The sequence below is a fragment of the Caulobacter sp. UC70_42 genome (genome assembly GCF_044056025.1).
Taxonomy (GTDB): domain Bacteria; phylum Pseudomonadota; class Alphaproteobacteria; order Caulobacterales; family Caulobacteraceae; genus Caulobacter.
The window spans coordinates 3100166-3116060 of record NZ_CP171994.1 but is presented as its reverse complement, the minus strand read 5'-3'; the positions used below and the strand labels follow the sequence as shown (position 1 = coordinate 3116060).

The following is a 15895-nucleotide window of genomic DNA, read 5'->3' as shown; positions in this document are numbered from 1 at the left end:
GTCTACGCCTCCCTAAGTCGGCACCTTGCCCGTAAAGAACTGGTAGCTCATCGACGCGACCGAGGTGGTGGCGTCGGCGGCGTTGACGATTGCGGCCGTGACCTGGACGTCCGAAAGCTGCCCCACGCTCCACCTCACCAACAGGTCCGCCGCCAAGGTCGACACGGCAGCCGTGTTACTCTGCCGAAGGATAGCGTTCATCTCGGAGGCGATCTCTGCGCTCGACGGCGGGTTCGGGAAGAGGATGCTCTCAATATTTAGCAGTCTGTCGGTCCCGTCTGGCGAGCCGGCGCGGAGGTCGGTCACGGTCGTGGAACCGTCGCTGTTCTGGACCACCGAATAGTTGGCCTTGCCGCCCAGGTAACGGGCCGTATCAGCGCCCGCGCCGCCGTCCAGAACGTCGTCGCCGCCACCGCCAATCAGCACGTCGTCGCCCGCTCCGCCCTCGATCTGGTTGGCGCGCCCATCACCCGTCAAGGTGTCGCCGAAGGCCGAGCCGACGAGGTTTTCGATGCTGACCAAGGTGTCTGCGCCCGCCCCCTTGGTGTCCTGGCTGGACCCGCTCAGCAACAGGTTCACGGTCACGGCGACGCTCGCGCTACCATAGTAGGCGGTGTCGACGCCCGCGCCGCCGTCCAGCCGGTCGGCGCCGTCGCCGCCGATCAGGCGGTCGTTGCCGGCGTCACCGTAGAGCTGGTCGTCGCCAGCTCCGCCGTTCAACACATCATCGCCGGCGAAGCCCTGCAGGCGGTCCGCGCCCGCGCTGCCGGTGAGGGTGTCAGCGCCGTCCGTACCGCCGTCCGCCTTGAGGACGGCCATGTTGACCGAGACCGCGCTCTTGCCGTCGAAGACGATCAGCCGCGCGCCGTCATTGCTGAGGATGACGCGGTCGCCATAGGCGGCGCTGGCATAGTTGGTGTCGCCGCCGTTCGGCGCGATGTCCACGTCCAGCGAATAGACTTGCTCTATGCCCCAGGTTTCGGTGGAGAACTTGAAGACCCGATCGGTCATGGAGTCGACGACGAGCAGGTGCTTGCCATCGGCGCTGAAATCCATGCCGAAAACCGACGAAAGCTCCGGGTGCAGGCTGCTCAGATTGACGAGGTATTTGAGCGAGCCGTCGTAGACGTGCAGCTTGTCCGTATAGTGGGCGATACGCGAGCCATCTCCCGATATCGCTTGGACGCCACGGTTGGGGCCGTAGACCCCGTCCTTGTACAGGTCGTGCGCGGCGGCTTGCGCGCCACCCTTCAGGATAAAGAGCGGCGCGGCCGTCGAGCCGGTCTCCGCCAGCAGGACCGTCTGGTGGTCGTCGGTGACCGACAGCACGGGCTGGGTATAGGTGCTGGATCCGCGCGTGAACAAGCCCGACGTGAGATCCAGCGTCGTGACCGGCGTCCAGCCCGACCCGCCAAAGCCCTGCGTGAACATGACTTTGCCGTCGCTGGTGAAGGCCACGTCGGCGAAGCCGCGGTCATAGCCGGTGACCGTGGTCGCATAGTCCGTGACCTTGCCTGTGATGGTGTCCAGCAAATGGACCTTGATCGTAGCCTTGTAGCCCCACTGGTCTCCGGTCGGGTTCTCCAGCACGCCATCGGTGACCATGAGATAGCGACCGTCGGCGGACACATCCATGCCGCCCAGGATGGAACCAACCTTCCAGCGGCCAGAGATCTCGCCGCTCGAGGCGCTGTAGCCGGTGACATAGCCGTCGCTGTTGGCGACATAGACCGTCAGGCTATCGGGCGAGAGCACAGCGTCGGCGAACGTCCCGGTGGCTATGGTCTGGGTCGAGCCAACTTGGGTGAGGCTCTCGATCGTCGCGTTAGTCGCCGACCGCGACAGCGTGACGGTCCGGTCGGTGAACCTGAGAGCCTCGACGTTCAGCAGCGTGTCGACGCCTTGAGCGCCGCGCACGGTCCATGAGCCGTTGTCGTTCAAAGTCCAGGTGTAGGCGCCGGAGGCCCCCGCATAGATGGCCGTGTCGAAACCCGCGCCGCCGTCGATCAGGTCGTCTCCGGCCCCGCCCTCGAAGCTGTTGTCGGCCTTGTCGCCCCGCAGGATGTCGGCGAAGACCGAGCCCTTCAACCCTTCGAAGCCTGTCAGCTTGTCCAAGCCGTCGCCGCGGGTGTTTTGCAGCGTTCCGACCTTGGACAGATCGACCCGCACCCCGGCGGTCGCATTCTCGTAGGACGCCACGTCGAAGCCCGCGCCACCGTCGAGCGTATCGTCGCCCGCGCCGCCATTCAGGACATCGTCGCCCCCGCCGCCGTCGATCCGGTTGCCCGTCGCGTCGCCGATAAGCTTGTCGCCGAAGCTGCTGCCGACCAGGTTCTCAATCGAGACGAGCGTGTCCAGCCCCGCTCCCTTGGTATCCTGGGCGACGACGATCTTCAGGTCGACCGTGACGCCCGACGACACGCCGCTGTAGTCGGCGGCGTCGACGCCCACGCCGCCATCCAGCAGGTCATTGCCATCCCCGCCCAGCAGCCGGTCGTCGCCAGCGTCGCCATAAAGCTTGTCGGCGCCGGCGCCTCCGCTCAGCACGTCATCGCCTGCGAAGCCTTGCAGGCGGTCGTCGCCCGGCCCGCCGGAGAGGTTGTCAGGACCGTCGGAGCCACCGTCCGGCGTCAGACCACTCAGCTTGACCGACACGACGCTGACGCCGTCGAAGATCATCAGGCGCGATCCGTCGTTGGAAAGCAAAACGTGGTCGCCGTAGTTGATGGCGTTGACGTTGGCGGACGCCGGCAGAATATCCACGCCCAGGCTGTAGACCTGCTCGACCTTCCAGGTCACGGTGGAGAATTCGAACAGTCGGTCAGTCGTCTGATCGACGACGAAGAGATGCTTGCCGTCGGCGCTGAAATCCATGCCGTAGACCCCGATCAGCTCGGGATAAAGCTTGGTCAGGTTGACGAGATAATTCAGTGAACCATCGTAAACGTGCAGCGCACCCAGATACTGGGCCACGCGCGAGCCGTCGCCCGAAATGGCCTGGAAGCCTTGGTTAAAGCCGCCGACCCCGTCCGCGTACCAGTCGTGAGAGGCGGTTTGAGCGCCGCCTTTGACGATATACAACGGGGCGTCCGAACTGTTGCCTTGCGTGAGCAGGATCGTCTTGTGGTCGTCCGAGGCCGAAAGCGTGCCGGTCGTCAGCGCCGTCTGCGTCAACGCGCCCGTGGCCGGGTCCAAGATCGTCGTTGGCGTCCCCGTATAGGCCGTGTCGCGTGTCAGCAAGATCCTGCCGTCATCAAGAAAGGCGACATCGGCGAAGCCGTTCTTGTAGATGCTGCCCTCGATTGCGTAATCCGCGATCTGGCCGGTGACGGTGTCCAGCACGTGGACCTTGATTCTGGCGTCAGAAATGGCCGGATCCAGGGCGCCGTCGGCGGCCACCAGATACCGGCCGTCAGCGGACATATCCATTCCGCTCAAGGTCAAACCCATTTTCCAGCGGCCCGCAAGCTCGCCCGTCGTGGTGCTGAAAGCGGTAACGTAACCCTCGTTGTCGGAAACATAGGCCGTCTGGCCATTCGGCGAGAGCACCGCATCGCGGTACGCGCCCGTGGCCAGAATCTGGACCGCCCCGGCCGGGATCAGGCTCTCGATCGTCACATTGGCCGCAGAGGGAGAAAGCGTGATGGTCTTGTCGGTGAACTTCAGGCTTTCGACGTTCAGCAGAGTGTCCACACCCTCGCCCCCGCGCACGGTCCAAGAACCGTTGGCGTTCTGGCTCCAACTGTAGGCGGCGGACGCACCGGCGTAGATGGCCGTATCGCCCCCCGCACCACCGTCGATGAGATCGTCTCCACCGCCTCCCTCGAAGGTGTTGTCGCCACTGTCGCCCTTCAGTGCGTCGGCGAAGGCCGAACCCTTCAACCCTTCGATGCCGGAGAGCTTGTCCAGGCCGTCTCCGCGGGTGTTCTGGACGGTCCCGACCTTTGTCAGATCGACCCGCACGCCGGCGATTGCGGCTTCGTACGAGGCGATGTCGAAACCGTCGCCGCCCTCAAGCGCGTCGTCCCCTATGCCGCCAATCAACAGGTCATCGCCTGCCCCGCCGACTAAAGTGTCGCCGCCGACGCCGCCGCGCAGCGTGTCCGCTCCTGCGCCGCCTTCGAGACGATTGGCGTTCGCGTCGCCGGTCAGCTTGTCGTTGAACGCGCTGCCGATCAGGTTCTCGATCCCGACCAGGCCGTCGTAGCCCGCCCCGCCGGTGTACTGGCCGTTGGTAATCGTCAGGTCCAAGGTCACGGCGGACGCGGCGCCGCTGTAGTCGGCGGTGTCGACGCCCGCCCCCCCGTCCAGAACGTCGTCTCCCAGGCCGCCGATCAGGCGGTCGTCGCCATAGCCGCCGTAGAGCAGGTCGTTGCCGGCCCCGCCGTCGATCACATCGGCCCCGCCATAGCCCTTCAGCGTATTGGCCGAGGCGTCGCCCGTCATCGTCTCGGCGGCGTCGGAGCCGCCCATGGCGACGGTCGACAGCTCAATGGTGTTCAGCTTCGTGGCGTTCAAGACCAGCAGGTACTTGCCGTCCGACGTCAGGGTCAGCCCGTCGCCGTAGCGGACGCCGCCGTTGAAATAGGAATCCGTCGTCGAGAGCCCGGATGAGAAGCTGCTCTGGATGGACCAGTCCGTCGTCGATAGCTTGAGGATCTGGCCGTCGTTTCCGTTCAGGACATAGAGGCTGCCGCCGTCGGTGCTGAACGCTGCGGAGAAGACGAAGATCAACTCCTTCTGGAAGTCCGAGAGCAGCCCCTTGTAGTTCAAGGCGCCATCATAGATCACGCCGTACTTGCTGGTCGAACCGCCCTGGAAGATCAGGTTGCCGGCGGGCGAGATCGCCTGGACTCCGTAGTTGAAGCCGCTGATATTGTCTTTGTAGCCTTGGTGACTGGCGATGATGCCCACCCCGGTCTGGTAGAGCCAGATCGGCATGTCCGAGATGTTATCCTGCGCAACGATGACCCTCGTGCCGTCCGGCGAGGCCGAGAATGCGCCGTTGAGATAGGAGTTGCCGGCCGTCTTGAAGACGCCTGTGCTGGGATCAAGGGTCACATTGCTGTTGGAGAGCAGGATCTTGCCGTCCGCGGTGAACACTGCGTCGAAAAAGCCGCCGGAATAGCTGCTGCCTTCCATCACGAAGTCGCGGACCTGACCGGTCGCTAGCTCCATGACGTGGACCGTAACGGATATCGTCGTGGAGCCACCGGTGGGCTGCGTAAAGCTGCGCTCGGTCGCGACCAGGGACTTGCCGTCTTGGGAGATATCCATGCCCCCCAGCGTCGTCCCGACCTTCCAGCGCCCGGCCGCCTCGCCGGTGGCGACATTGAAGGCGCTGACGAAGCCGTCGCCGCTCGACACATAGGCGATCTTGCCGTCGTTGCTAAGGACGACGTCCTTGAGATCGCCCGTGGCGATCGTCTGGAAAGTACTCACGAACCCCACCCGACTTCGAACGCTTGGAGGTCCGCACTACACTATGTTGAGTTGAGGCGCATCAACCCACTAAATCGCCGGTGACGATCCCTACGAAAAAAGCCGCGGGTCACCCCGCGGCCTTCGATCGCCTGCCATTCGGCCCGTTTTTACCGCGCGAACTTCTGGAACTTGATGCGCTTGGGAATAAGGCTGTCGGCGCCCAGGCGGCGCTTCTTGTCTTCCTCGTACATCTCGAAGTTGCCCTCGAACCATTCGACGTGGCTGTCGCCCTCGAAGGCCAGGATGTGGGTCGCCAGGCGGTCCAGGAACCAGCGATCGTGGCTGATGACCACGGCGCAGCCGGCGAACTCCTCGAGCGCCTCTTCCAGGGCCTGGAGGGTTTCGATGTCCAGGTCGTTGGTCGGTTCGTCGAGCAGCAGCAGGTTGCCGCCGGTGGCCAGGGTCTTGGCCAGGTGGACCCGGTTGCGCTCACCGCCCGACAGCAGGCCGACCTTCTTCTGCTGGTCGCCGCCCTTGAAGTTGAAGCTGCCGACATAGGCGCGGCTGTTGATCTCGCGCTTGCCGACGATCATCACGTCGGTGCCGCCGCTGATCTCTTCCCAGATGGTCTTGTTGGGGTCGAGGGCGTCGCGCGACTGGTCGACGTACGAGAGCTTGACGGTCTCGCCGACCTTGACCGTGCCGGCGTCGGGCTGCTCGCGGCCGGTGATCAGCTTGAACAGGGTCGACTTGCCGGCGCCGTTCGGGCCGATGACGCCGACGATGCCGTTCGGCGGCAGGCGGAACGACAGATCCTTGAACAGCACCTTGTCGCCATACTCCTTCTCCAGGCCGTTGACCTCCAGCACCAGATTGCCCAGGCGCGGGCCGGGCGGGATCTGGATATGGGCCTGGGTCTGAGCGGCGCGGGCGTTCTCCTGCGCGGCGACCATTTCCTCGTACGAGGCCAGACGGGCCTTCGACTTCGACTGACGGGCCTTGGGCGAGCTGCGCACCCATTCCAGTTCGCGGGTGAGCGCGCGCTGGCGGGCTTCGGATTTCCGACTGCTCCTGGACGACGCGCTTGGTCTTCTGCTCCAACCAGCCGGAGTAGTTGCCCTCGTAGGGCACGCCCTTGCCGCGATCGAGCTCCAGCGTCCACTTGGTGACCTGATCCAGGAAGTAGCGGTCGTGAGTCACCAGGATGACGCAGCCCGGGAACTCTTCCAGGTGATGCTGCAGCCAGGCCACCGACTCGGCGTCCAGGTGGTTGGTCGGTTCGTCGAGCAGCAGCATGTCGGGCTTGCTGAGCAGCAGGCGCGCGAGCGCGATGCGGCGCTTTTCGCCGCCCGACAGGCTTTCGATATTGGCGTCGTTGGGCGGACAGCGCAGGGCGTCGATGGCCATCTCGACCTTCGAGTCGATGTCCCACAGGTCGCGGGCGTCGATGATCTCCTGGAGCTTGGTCATCTCCTCCATCAGCTCGTCGGTGTATTCCTCGCCGAGCTGGGCCGCCAAAGCGTTGTACTTGTCGAAGATCTGCTTGTCTTCGCAGTCGGCGATGACGTTGCCCCAGACGTCCAGGGTCGGATCCAGCACCGGCTCCTGCGGGAGATAGCCGCGCTTGATGCCGTCGGCGGCCCTGGCCTCGCCCTGGAATTCCTTGTCCAGGCCGGCCATCACCTTCAGCAGGGTCGACTTACCGGAGCCGTTGACGCCGACCACGCCGATCTTGGCGTCGGAATAGAACGACAGCCAGATGTTCTCGAAGACCTTCTTGCCGCCGGGATAGGCCTTGGTCAGGCCCTGCATCTGGAAAATATATTGCTGCGCCATGAGGGCTCGCGTTCTCGCTGGACGAGGGTTTCGGGGATTGGGCGCTGAAATAGCGGTCCGGAGAGCTTCGCGCAATCGTGGCGGGGTCCGCGCGGCCGGATCGGGGCGGGACGGCCGTCACGGTTCCGTCGCCAGACTGTCGGACAGCCGACACGGCTCCGTCGCCTCGCCGTCGTCGACCGCTGTTACCGCAGGCTCCCAACCGGCCCCTCCCTTGTCTCGGGCCGGATTGGGGACAGTCATGAAAAAGCACGCCTTGTTGCTGAGCGCCGCCGCCTGCGCGCTCGGCCTGTTCGCGCACCCGGCCTTCGCGGCCGACGACGCCAAGCCCGCCGACGCCGCCGCCGACGCCGCCGCCGCGGCGCCGACCGCCGCGCCGGACGTCTCGGAAGTGGACGCCATCATCGTCCTGGGCCGTGGCGAAAGCCGCCAGGTTCAGGTCGTCAACGAGCAGCAGGTCGCCCTGCAGGCCGCCGGCTCCAGCCCGCTGAAGGCCATCGAGAAGCTGCCTGGCGTATCGTTCCAGTCGGCCGACGCCTTCGGCGCCTACGAGTGGTCGACCCGCATCTCGATCCGCGGCTTCGACCAGAGCCGCCTGGGCTTTACCCTGGACGGCGTGCCGCTGGGCGACATGAGCTACGGCAACTACAACGGCCTGCACATCAGCCGCGCCATCGCCAGCGAGGACATCGGCAAGATCGAGCTGGCCCAGGGCGCCGGCGCCCTGTCGACCGCCTCGACCTCGAATCTCGGCGGCACGTTGCAGTTCTTCTCGCGCAACCCGACCGACGACTTCGGCCTGCAGGCCAACGCCACGGTCGGCTCGGACAACATGCACCGCGTGTTCGGCCGCATGGACACCGGCGCCATCGAGTCGCTGAACGGCCTGAAGGGCTATTTCTCGGTCGCCGAGCAGAAGGCCGACAAGTGGAAGGGCGGCTCCAAGCAGAAGCAGCTGCAGATCGACGGCAAGGTCGAGCTGCCGCTCGGCGAAAATGGCTCGCTGACGGCGTGGTGGGACCACTCCGAACGCCGCGAGCAGGACTACCAGGACATGTCGTTCGACATGATCAAGCGCCTGGGCCGCGACTTCGACAACTTCCAGCCCGACTGGGCCAAGGCCGTCGGCGTCGCCTCGGTGCTGAACAACCCGGCCAACTACGCCGGCGCCACGCCGCTGCTGAAGGGCGGCTACTGGACCGGCGTGGGCGTGAACCCGTACCGCGCCTACGGCGTCGACACCCCGGACGACGCCTACTACGCCGGCGCCGGCATCCGTGACGACGACCTGTTCGCCGCGACCTTCAAGCAGAAGATCGGCGACAACGTCCGCGTCGACCTGACGGGCTATGGCCACAAGAACAAGGGCCAGGGCCTGTGGTACACGCCCTACACGGTCAGCCCTGGCTACGGCACGACGGGTTCGACGGCGGCCCCGCTGTCGATCCGCACCACCGAGTACGACATCGACCGCAAGGGCCTGATCGGCAACCTGGTCGTCGACCTGGCCAGCCACCGGATCAGCGCCGGCTTCTGGCACGAGGACAACGACTTCGCCCAGGCTCGCCGCTTCTACGCCGAGACCCTGGCGGCCCCGTCGCGTGACCCGCTGGACTTCCAGTCCAACCCGTTCACCACCTCGTGGGAGTACAAGTTCAACACAAAGACCACGACCGGCTACGTGCAGGACGTCTGGTCGGTGACCGACGCGTTCAAGGTCAACTTCGGCTTCAAGGCCCTGAAGGTCGAGAACGAGGTCAAGGCCGTGGTCGGCGCGATGAACGGCAAGATCGAGAGCAAGGACAGCTTCCTGCCCCAGGTCGGCGCCGTCTACAGCCTGGACAACGGCGTCGAAGTGTTCGGCGGCTACACCGAGAACATGGCCGCCTTCGTGTCGGCCGCGACCTCCGGTCCGTTCGCCTCGCAGAACCAGACGGTCGTCGACTATGTCGCCAAGAACCTGAAGCCGGAAACCTCAAAGACCTTCGAGGGCGGCCTGCGCGTCAAGACGAGCCGCTTCCAGGGCGTGGCGGCGCTCTACCACGTCAAGTTCGACAACCGACTGGACAGCGCCTCGACGGCCCCGCCGATCCTGGGTCTGCCGGCCGTGCTGTCGAACGTCGGCTCGGTGACGACCAAGGGTGTCGAGGTCGCCGGCGAGTTCCGCATGACGGACGAGTGGTCTCTGTACGGCTCCTACAGCTACAACGACTCCAAGTATGACGACGACGTCCCGGGCGCCGGCGGCCTGGTGGCCATGAAGACCAAGGGCAAGGACGTGATCTACACGCCCAAGAACCTGCTCAAGGCCGAGCTGAAGTACGATGACGGCGGCCTCTATGCCCGCGCCGGCCTCTGGTATGTCGGCTCGCGCTGGTACACGTTCGAGAACGATGGCGGCAAGGTCGACAGCTATACGGTCGCGGACCTGACGGTCGGCTATCGCTTCAGCGACAGCGCCGCTCCGATGCTCCGCGGCCTGGAGATCCAGGCCAACGTCACCAACCTGAACGACGAGGACTACATCTCGACGGTGGGTTCGGGCGGACCGGCCAAGGCCGACCCGGGCGGCACGGCCATGACCCTGCTGCCGGGCGCCCCGCGCCAGGCCTATCTGACGATCAAGAAGCGCTTCTAGACCCGAAGCCTTGTCATCCCGGCTCTCCGCTTCGCCGGGGGCGGATGACAAGAATAAAATGCAGGGCCGGGAGCGCGTATCCCGGCCCTTTTCTTGTCCGGACACGAATTTTCGCCGTCCGGACAGGCCTCGGCTGGCGCTTCGGCGTGGCGCGGGGCCTTGTCGGCGCATGACCGATATCCCCTCCCCCGACACCGCACCCAGCAGCGCCAACGCCTGGCGCGAACTGCTCGAGATCCTCCGCACCGTGGGCTTGGCGCTCGCCATCGCCCTGGTCCTGCGGGTCGTGATCTTCCAGCCCTTCACCATCCCCTCGTCCTCGATGGAGCCCGGGTTGGTGACCGGCGACTACATCGTGGTCTCCAAGTCGTCTTACGGTTGGAGCCGGGCTTCGCTTCCGTTCAATCCGCCGCTGTTCAAGGGCCGGTTGCTGGGGCGCGCGGCCCAGCGCGGCGACGTGGTGGTCTTCCGCCTGCCGCGGGATCCCTCCCAGACCTGGATCAAGCGCGTGATCGGCCTGCCCGGCGACCGGATCCGGGTGCGCGAGGGTCAGGTGTTCGTCAACGACGCGGCCATTCCTCAGACGCCCATGGGCATGACCCAGGATCACGACGCGCCGGATCGCGCCGTCCTTCAACTGGGCGAGCGCACGCCGAACGGACGCGCCTACGTCACCTATGACGGCGGTCCCGGCCTGCCGGGCGACGACACCGGCGTCTATGTCGTGCCGGCGGGCCAGTACTTCGTGATGGGAGACAATCGCGACAACTCGCTGGACAGCCGCTTTTCGCCGTCGGCGGGCGGCGTCGGCCTGCTGCCGGCCGAGAACCTGGTCGGCCGGGCGAAGTTCGTTCTGGTGTCGTGGCGCCAGGGCGCGTCGCTGTTCAAGCCCTGGACGTGGCTGGACCTGCAGTGGGACCGGCTGCTGAAGCCGATCCGTTAGCGCCCGCTGAATTCCTCGAAGCTCAGATTGCCATCGTGATTGGCGTCGAGGCGTTCAAAGACCGCGTGCGAGGGCGTGGTCGGACGGGCGAGCGAGGGCGCGGCCACCGCGCCGACGAAGAGACCGGCCAGGGCCGCCGCCAGGGCTCGCCACATGAGGCCATGCGTGCGCGGCTTCGCCGTGCGTCCGTCCAGCTCCTGGTCGATGAAGATCCGCACCACCTCGCTGGCCGTGCGGTCCGTCTCGCGGCAGCGGGCCATGAAGGCGGTCTTGGTCTCGTACGGCAGACGAACCTCGAGCACTTCGCTCTTCTTGGGCTTGGCGACTGTCATATGCGGAACCTCGCGTCGTTAGCGCCCTGACTAGCATCTTTCGCGACGCGCAAAAAGAAAGCCCGGCCAAACGACCGGGCTTGAAGTCAATAGGGAGGAAACGCCCAGGAAGGGCAGAGGCGCTCGGCGCCTCACGGATCTCTGATAGCGCTAACACTCCGGATGGCGCAACCTCTTTTCGACGGCCGCGACGGCCTGCCGCATGTGGCCTCGACAATCATCCGCGAACGGCGGCGCTTTACGGCGACCGCGAGAGGTCATACCAATGTTACCGCTACCGATGCCGCAAAGTCGGAGTGGGGAGAAAACGTCGATGAAGATGCTCGCGCGGCTGGCCGTATTCGGCGCGGCCCTGGCCCTCGCTTTCCCGGTTCATGCCGAGCCGATCAAGTCTCCCCGCTGGGTCGGCGCCTGGGCCAGCGCCCAAATCGGCGCCGGACGAGAAGAATCGCCTCGCCGCCGAGGACTATCCGGACACCACCCTGCGCCAGATCGTGCGCCTGACCCTGGGCGGCGAGACGCTGCGGGTGCGCCTCTCCAATGCCTTCGGGACCGCGCCGCTGACGATCAAGGCCGCCCACGTCGCGGTCTCGTCCGATCTCGCCAGCGCCCGCATCGACCCGGCCACGGACCGCGCCCTGACCTTCTCCGGCCGCGCCGAGGTGACCATTCCCGCCGGCGCCGACTATTGGTCCGACCCGGTGAGCCTGAAGGTCGCGCCGCTGACCAGCCTGGCGATCAGCCTCCACTACGCCGCCGCGCCCAGCGTCCAGACCGGACACCCGGGCTCGCGGGCCACCTCCTACATCCTGGCCGGCGACCACGTGGCCGCCCCCGATCTTCCCGGCGCCAAGACCGCGGACCGCTGGCTGCAGATCTCCAGCGTCGACATCGTCTCGGCCAAGGCCAAGACGGTCGTGGCGCTGGGCGACAGCATCACCGACGGCTACGGCGTCCAGCCCAACACCAACCTGCGCTGGACCGACGGCCTGATCGAACGCCTGAAGGGCAGGAACATTGGCCTGCTCAATCTCGGCATCGGCGGCAACCGCGTGCTGCTCGACGGCCTGGGTCCCAACGCCCTGGCGCGGTTCGAGCGCGACGTGCTCAGCCAGTCCGGCGTCACCCACGTCGTGCTGCTGGAAGGCGTCAACGACCTGGGGACCCTGACCCGCGAGGCGCCCGCCACGCCCGAAGCGCACAAGGCCCTCGTTGAGCAGGTCATCTCCGGCTACCGCCAGATGATCGACCGCGCTCATGGCCGGGGCGTCAAGGTGATCGGCGCGACCATCCTGCCCTATGGCCGTTCGGCCTATTACCATCCCGGACCGCAGAGCGAGGCCGACCGCCAGGCGATCAACGCCTGGATCCGCGCGCCCGGCAACTTCGACGGCGTGATCGACTGGGACAAGGCCCTGCGCGACCCCGCCAACCCGACCCACCTGCTATCCGCCTATGACAATGACGGCCTGCATCCGAACATGGCCGGCTACAAGGCCATGGCGGACGCCGTTCCGCTGAGCCTGTTCGGGAACTAAGCCATGATCGCCGCCGCAGTCCTTCTTCTAGCGTCCCCGGCGCCCGTCATCGCCTTCACCTGGGACGACCTGCCGGCTCACAGCGCCCTGCCGCCCGGCGTCACGCGCGTGCAGGTCGCCGCGGATCTGCTGAAGGCGGCCGCCGACGCCAAGGCCCCCGCCTTCGGGTTCATCAACGGCGTCCAGACCGAGCGCGAGCCGACCTCGACGCCGGTGCTGAAGATGTGGCGCGACGCCGACCAGCCCCTTGGCAACCACACCTGGTCGCACCAGAACCTGAAGGACCTGACGCCCGAACAGTTCGCCGCCGAGGCCGCCCGCAACGAGCCGATGCTGAAGGACCTCATGGCCGCCGAGGACTGGCGCTGGCTGCGCTATCCGTTCCTGTCCGAGGGCGACACGCCCGAGAAGCGCCTGGCCGTCCGCGCCTGGCTGGCGGCCAACCACTACAAGATCGCCAGCGTGACGATGAGCTTCGCCGACTACGCCTTCAACGAGCCCTATGCCCGCTGCATGGCCAAGGGCGACAAGGCCGCCGTGGTCGAGCTGGAGAAGCGCTATCTGGACGCCGCCGCCGCCGTCGCCGACCGGGCGCGGGCGATGAGCAAGACGCTGTACGGCGCGGACATCCCCTATGTGCTGCTGATGCATGGCGGAGCCTTCGACGCGCGCATGGCGCCCCGCCTCTACAAGCTCTACGCCAGAAAGGGCTTCGGCTTCACGACCCTCGCCAAGGCCGAGAGTCATCCGTTCTACCGAACCGACGTCGACCCCGGTCTGCCGCCCGAACCAACCTCGCTGGAGGACGCCCTGAAAGCCAAGGGTCTGCCGGTCCCGCCCGATCCGGTGGATGTGAAGGCGCTCGACGGGATGTGCCGCTAAGCGTTTCAGCCCCGCAACAACTTCCCTGCTGACAATGGCGACGCTCCCGCATAGCGTCCCGCGCCATGATCAAGCCCTCGCTTACGGCGCTCGCGGCCGTCCTCGCCCTCACCACCCCTGCCATGGCGGAAAAACTCACCCCACAGCGCGTCTTCGCCGACCCTAGCCTGAGCGGCCCGACCGCCAAGGGCGTGGCCTTGTCCCCCGACGGCAAGCGCGTCACCTATCTGAAAGGCAAGGCCGAGGCGGCCAATGTCCAGGATCTGTGGGCGGCCGACGTGAAGGGCGGCGAGCCCTATCGCCTGATCGACTCGGCGGCGCTGTCGTCCGGGGCCAAGGAACTTTCGGAGGCCGAGAAGGCCCGTCGCGAACGCGCCCGCGTCTCGGCCCGCGGCATTGTCGAGTACAGCTGGGACAAGCAGGGCCGCTTCATCCTGGTGCCGCTGGACGGCGACCTCTATCTGGACAGCATCGCCGACGGCAAGGTCACCCGCCTGACCGAAACCCCGGGCGACGAGGTCGACGCCAAGGTCTCGCCCAAGGGCGGCTATGTCAGCTATGTCCGTGACCAGAACCTCTACATCAAGCCGGTGAGCGGCGGCCCCGAGAAGGCCCTGACCACCGAGGGCAAGGACGCCCTGTCGTTCGGCGTCGCCGAGTTCATCGCCCAGGAAGAACTTTCCCGCGCCACCGGCTACTGGTGGAGCCCGGACGAGGCTCGCATCGTCTATGCCCGCGTCGACGAGAGCGGCGTCGACATCGTGCCACGCGCCGACATCGGCCCGACCGGCGCCACGGTGGTCAACCAGCGCTATCCGCGCGCCGGCCGCCCCAACGCCGTGGTCGACCTGTTCGTCCGCGACCTGGCCTCGGGCAAGGTCGTGCAACTGGACCTGGGCGCCAACAAGGACATCTATGTCGCCCGCGTCGCCTGGGCCCAGGACGGCAAGACCGTCTATGTCCAGCGCCTGTCGCGCGACCAGAAGACCCTGGACCTGATCGCCTTCGACCCGGCCACCGGCGCGGGCAAGACCATCCTGACCGAGACCGACCCGCACTTCATCGAGCTGCTCGACAACTTCAAGGCGCTGAAGGACGGCACCTTCCTGTGGGGCTCGGAGCGGGACGGCGCCAGCCACCTCTACCGCTACGCCGCCGACGGCAAGCTCATCGCCCAGATCACCAAGGGCGACTGGCCGGTCGACAGGCTGGAAGGCGTCGACGAGACCCGTCAGGTCGCCATCTTCGGCGCCTCGATGGACAGCCCGCTGGAGCGCCGCATCTATGAGGTAAGCTACGCCAAGCCCGGCAAGCCCAAGGCTCTGACCTCGGGCGGCGGCTGGTGGTCGGCCAAGGTCGCCGACGCGGGCGGCGCCTTCGCGGGCTCCTACAGCGACCCCAAGACCCCGCCCCAGACCGCGCTCTATTCGGCCGACGGCAAGCGGGTCCGCTGGATCGAGGAAAACAAGCTGGCCGAGGGCCACGCCTACTGGCCCTACGCCTCGACCCTGCCGGTTCCGGAATACGGCTCACTGAAGGCCGCCGACGGCTCGGCCCTGTACTACGAGATCCTCAAGCCCATCGGCTTCGATCCGGCCAAGAAGTACCCGGCCATCGTCTCGGTCTATGGCGGCCCGCACGCCCAGCGCGTCACCAAGAGCTGGCATAGCCCGAGCGAGCGCACCTATCTCGAAGCCGGCTACGTGGTCTTCAAGCTGGACAACCGCGGCAGCGGCAATCGCTCTGCGGCCTTCAAGCGCGCCCTCGACCGCAACCTCGGCACGGTGGAGGTCGACGACCAGCTGCAGGGGGCCGAGTTCCTGCAAAGCCTGCCCTATGTCGACCCCGACAAGCTGGGCGTGATGGGCTGGTCGTACGGCGGCTTCATGACCCTGATGCTGCTGACGGCCGACAACACCCCGTTCAAGGCCGGCGCGGCTGGCGCCCCGCCGACCGAATGGAGCCTCTACGATACGGCCTATACCGAGCGCTACATGGGGACGCCCGCCGACAACAAGGCCGGCTACGCCTATTCGGACATCAATACCCGCCTGGACAAGCTGAAGCCCGGCAGCCTGCTGCTGCTGCACGGCATGGCCGACGACAACGTGATCTTCGAGAACAGCACCCGCGTCATCGCGGCCCTGCAGAGGAAGGCCATCCCGTTCGAGATGGCGCTCTATCCTGGCGAGCGCCACAGCGCGCCCGGCAGCAAGACCAAGGGCCTCAGCGTGCTGAACACGCACCTGGAGTTCTTCGACCGCAAGCTGAAGGGCCAGTAGCCCCTTCCGCGCCCCGCTCG

Annotated in this window: 7 protein-coding genes and 1 pseudogene; 5 read left to right on the top strand and 3 right to left on the bottom strand. The window is 66.4% G+C overall.

Features of this window, described 5'->3' with window-relative positions; translation table 11 throughout:
* Positions 1-12: 12 nt before the first annotated feature.
* On the bottom strand, positions 13-5442 hold the full coding sequence (locus ACHMW8_RS15410; protein ID WP_395443029.1) for a hypothetical protein: 5430 nt from the start codon (positions 5440-5442) through the stop codon (positions 13-15).
* A 149-nt stretch (positions 5443-5591) separates the two neighbouring features.
* Positions 5592-7260: pseudogene (ettA, locus tag ACHMW8_RS15405) on the bottom strand (energy-dependent translational throttle protein EttA).
* A gap of 241 nt (positions 7261-7501) precedes the next feature.
* Here ettA and ACHMW8_RS15400 point away from each other — a divergent pair.
* Positions 7502-9898, top strand: coding sequence for a TonB-dependent receptor (locus tag ACHMW8_RS15400; RefSeq protein WP_395443028.1), 2397 nt, complete (start codon positions 7502-7504; stop codon positions 9896-9898).
* 169 nt (positions 9899-10067) lie between these two features.
* Positions 10068-10841, top strand: a complete 774-nt coding sequence (gene lepB / locus ACHMW8_RS15395) for a signal peptidase I (protein ID WP_395443027.1) — start codon at positions 10068-10070, stop codon at positions 10839-10841.
* On the opposite strand, the gene ACHMW8_RS15390 is transcribed toward lepB, so the two are convergent.
* Positions 10838-11173 (bottom strand): hypothetical protein, encoded by a 336-nt coding sequence (locus ACHMW8_RS15390; protein WP_125156385.1) that lies wholly within the window; start codon positions 11171-11173, stop codon positions 10838-10840. The genes lepB and ACHMW8_RS15390 overlap by 4 nt on opposite strands.
* A 374-nt stretch (positions 11174-11547) precedes the next feature.
* Here ACHMW8_RS15390 and ACHMW8_RS15385 point away from each other — a divergent pair, with 374 nt between their 5' ends.
* The 3 genes from ACHMW8_RS15385 to ACHMW8_RS15375 all read left to right on the top strand — a co-directional run bounded on the left by ACHMW8_RS15385 (position 11548) and on the right by ACHMW8_RS15375 (position 15875).
* A complete protein-coding gene (locus ACHMW8_RS15385; protein WP_395443026.1) occupies positions 11548-12711 on the top strand; it encodes an SGNH/GDSL hydrolase family protein in 1164 nt (387 codons plus the stop codon).
* Between the two features lie 3 nt (positions 12712-12714).
* Positions 12715-13593, top strand: coding sequence for a polysaccharide deacetylase family protein (locus ACHMW8_RS15380; protein ID WP_125156383.1), 879 nt, complete (start codon positions 12715-12717; stop codon positions 13591-13593).
* A 65-nt stretch (positions 13594-13658) separates the two neighbouring features.
* A complete protein-coding gene (locus ACHMW8_RS15375) occupies positions 13659-15875 on the top strand; it encodes a DPP IV N-terminal domain-containing protein (protein WP_395443025.1) in 2217 nt (738 codons plus the stop codon).
* Positions 15876-15895: the final 20 nt, after the last annotated feature.

Bases quoted from the DNA above. Each gene is read 5' to 3' on its own strand.
- ACHMW8_RS15380 (WP_125156383.1), top strand. From the start codon at position 12,715: ATGATCGCCGCCGCAGTCCTTCTTCTAGCGTCCCCGGCGCCCGTCATC.
- lepB (WP_395443027.1), top strand. From the start codon at position 10,068: ATGACCGATATCCCCTCCCCCGACACCGCACCCAGCAGCGCCAACGCC.
- ACHMW8_RS15375 (WP_395443025.1), top strand. From the start codon at position 13,659: ATGATCAAGCCCTCGCTTACGGCGCTCGCGGCCGTCCTCGCCCTCACC.
- ACHMW8_RS15385 (WP_395443026.1), top strand. From the start codon at position 11,548: ATGCCGAGCCGATCAAGTCTCCCCGCTGGGTCGGCGCCTGGGCCAGCG.
- ACHMW8_RS15400 (WP_395443028.1), top strand. From the start codon at position 7,502: ATGAAAAAGCACGCCTTGTTGCTGAGCGCCGCCGCCTGCGCGCTCGGC.
- ACHMW8_RS15390 (WP_125156385.1), bottom strand. From the start codon at position 11,173: ATGACAGTCGCCAAGCCCAAGAAGAGCGAAGTGCTCGAGGTTCGTCTG.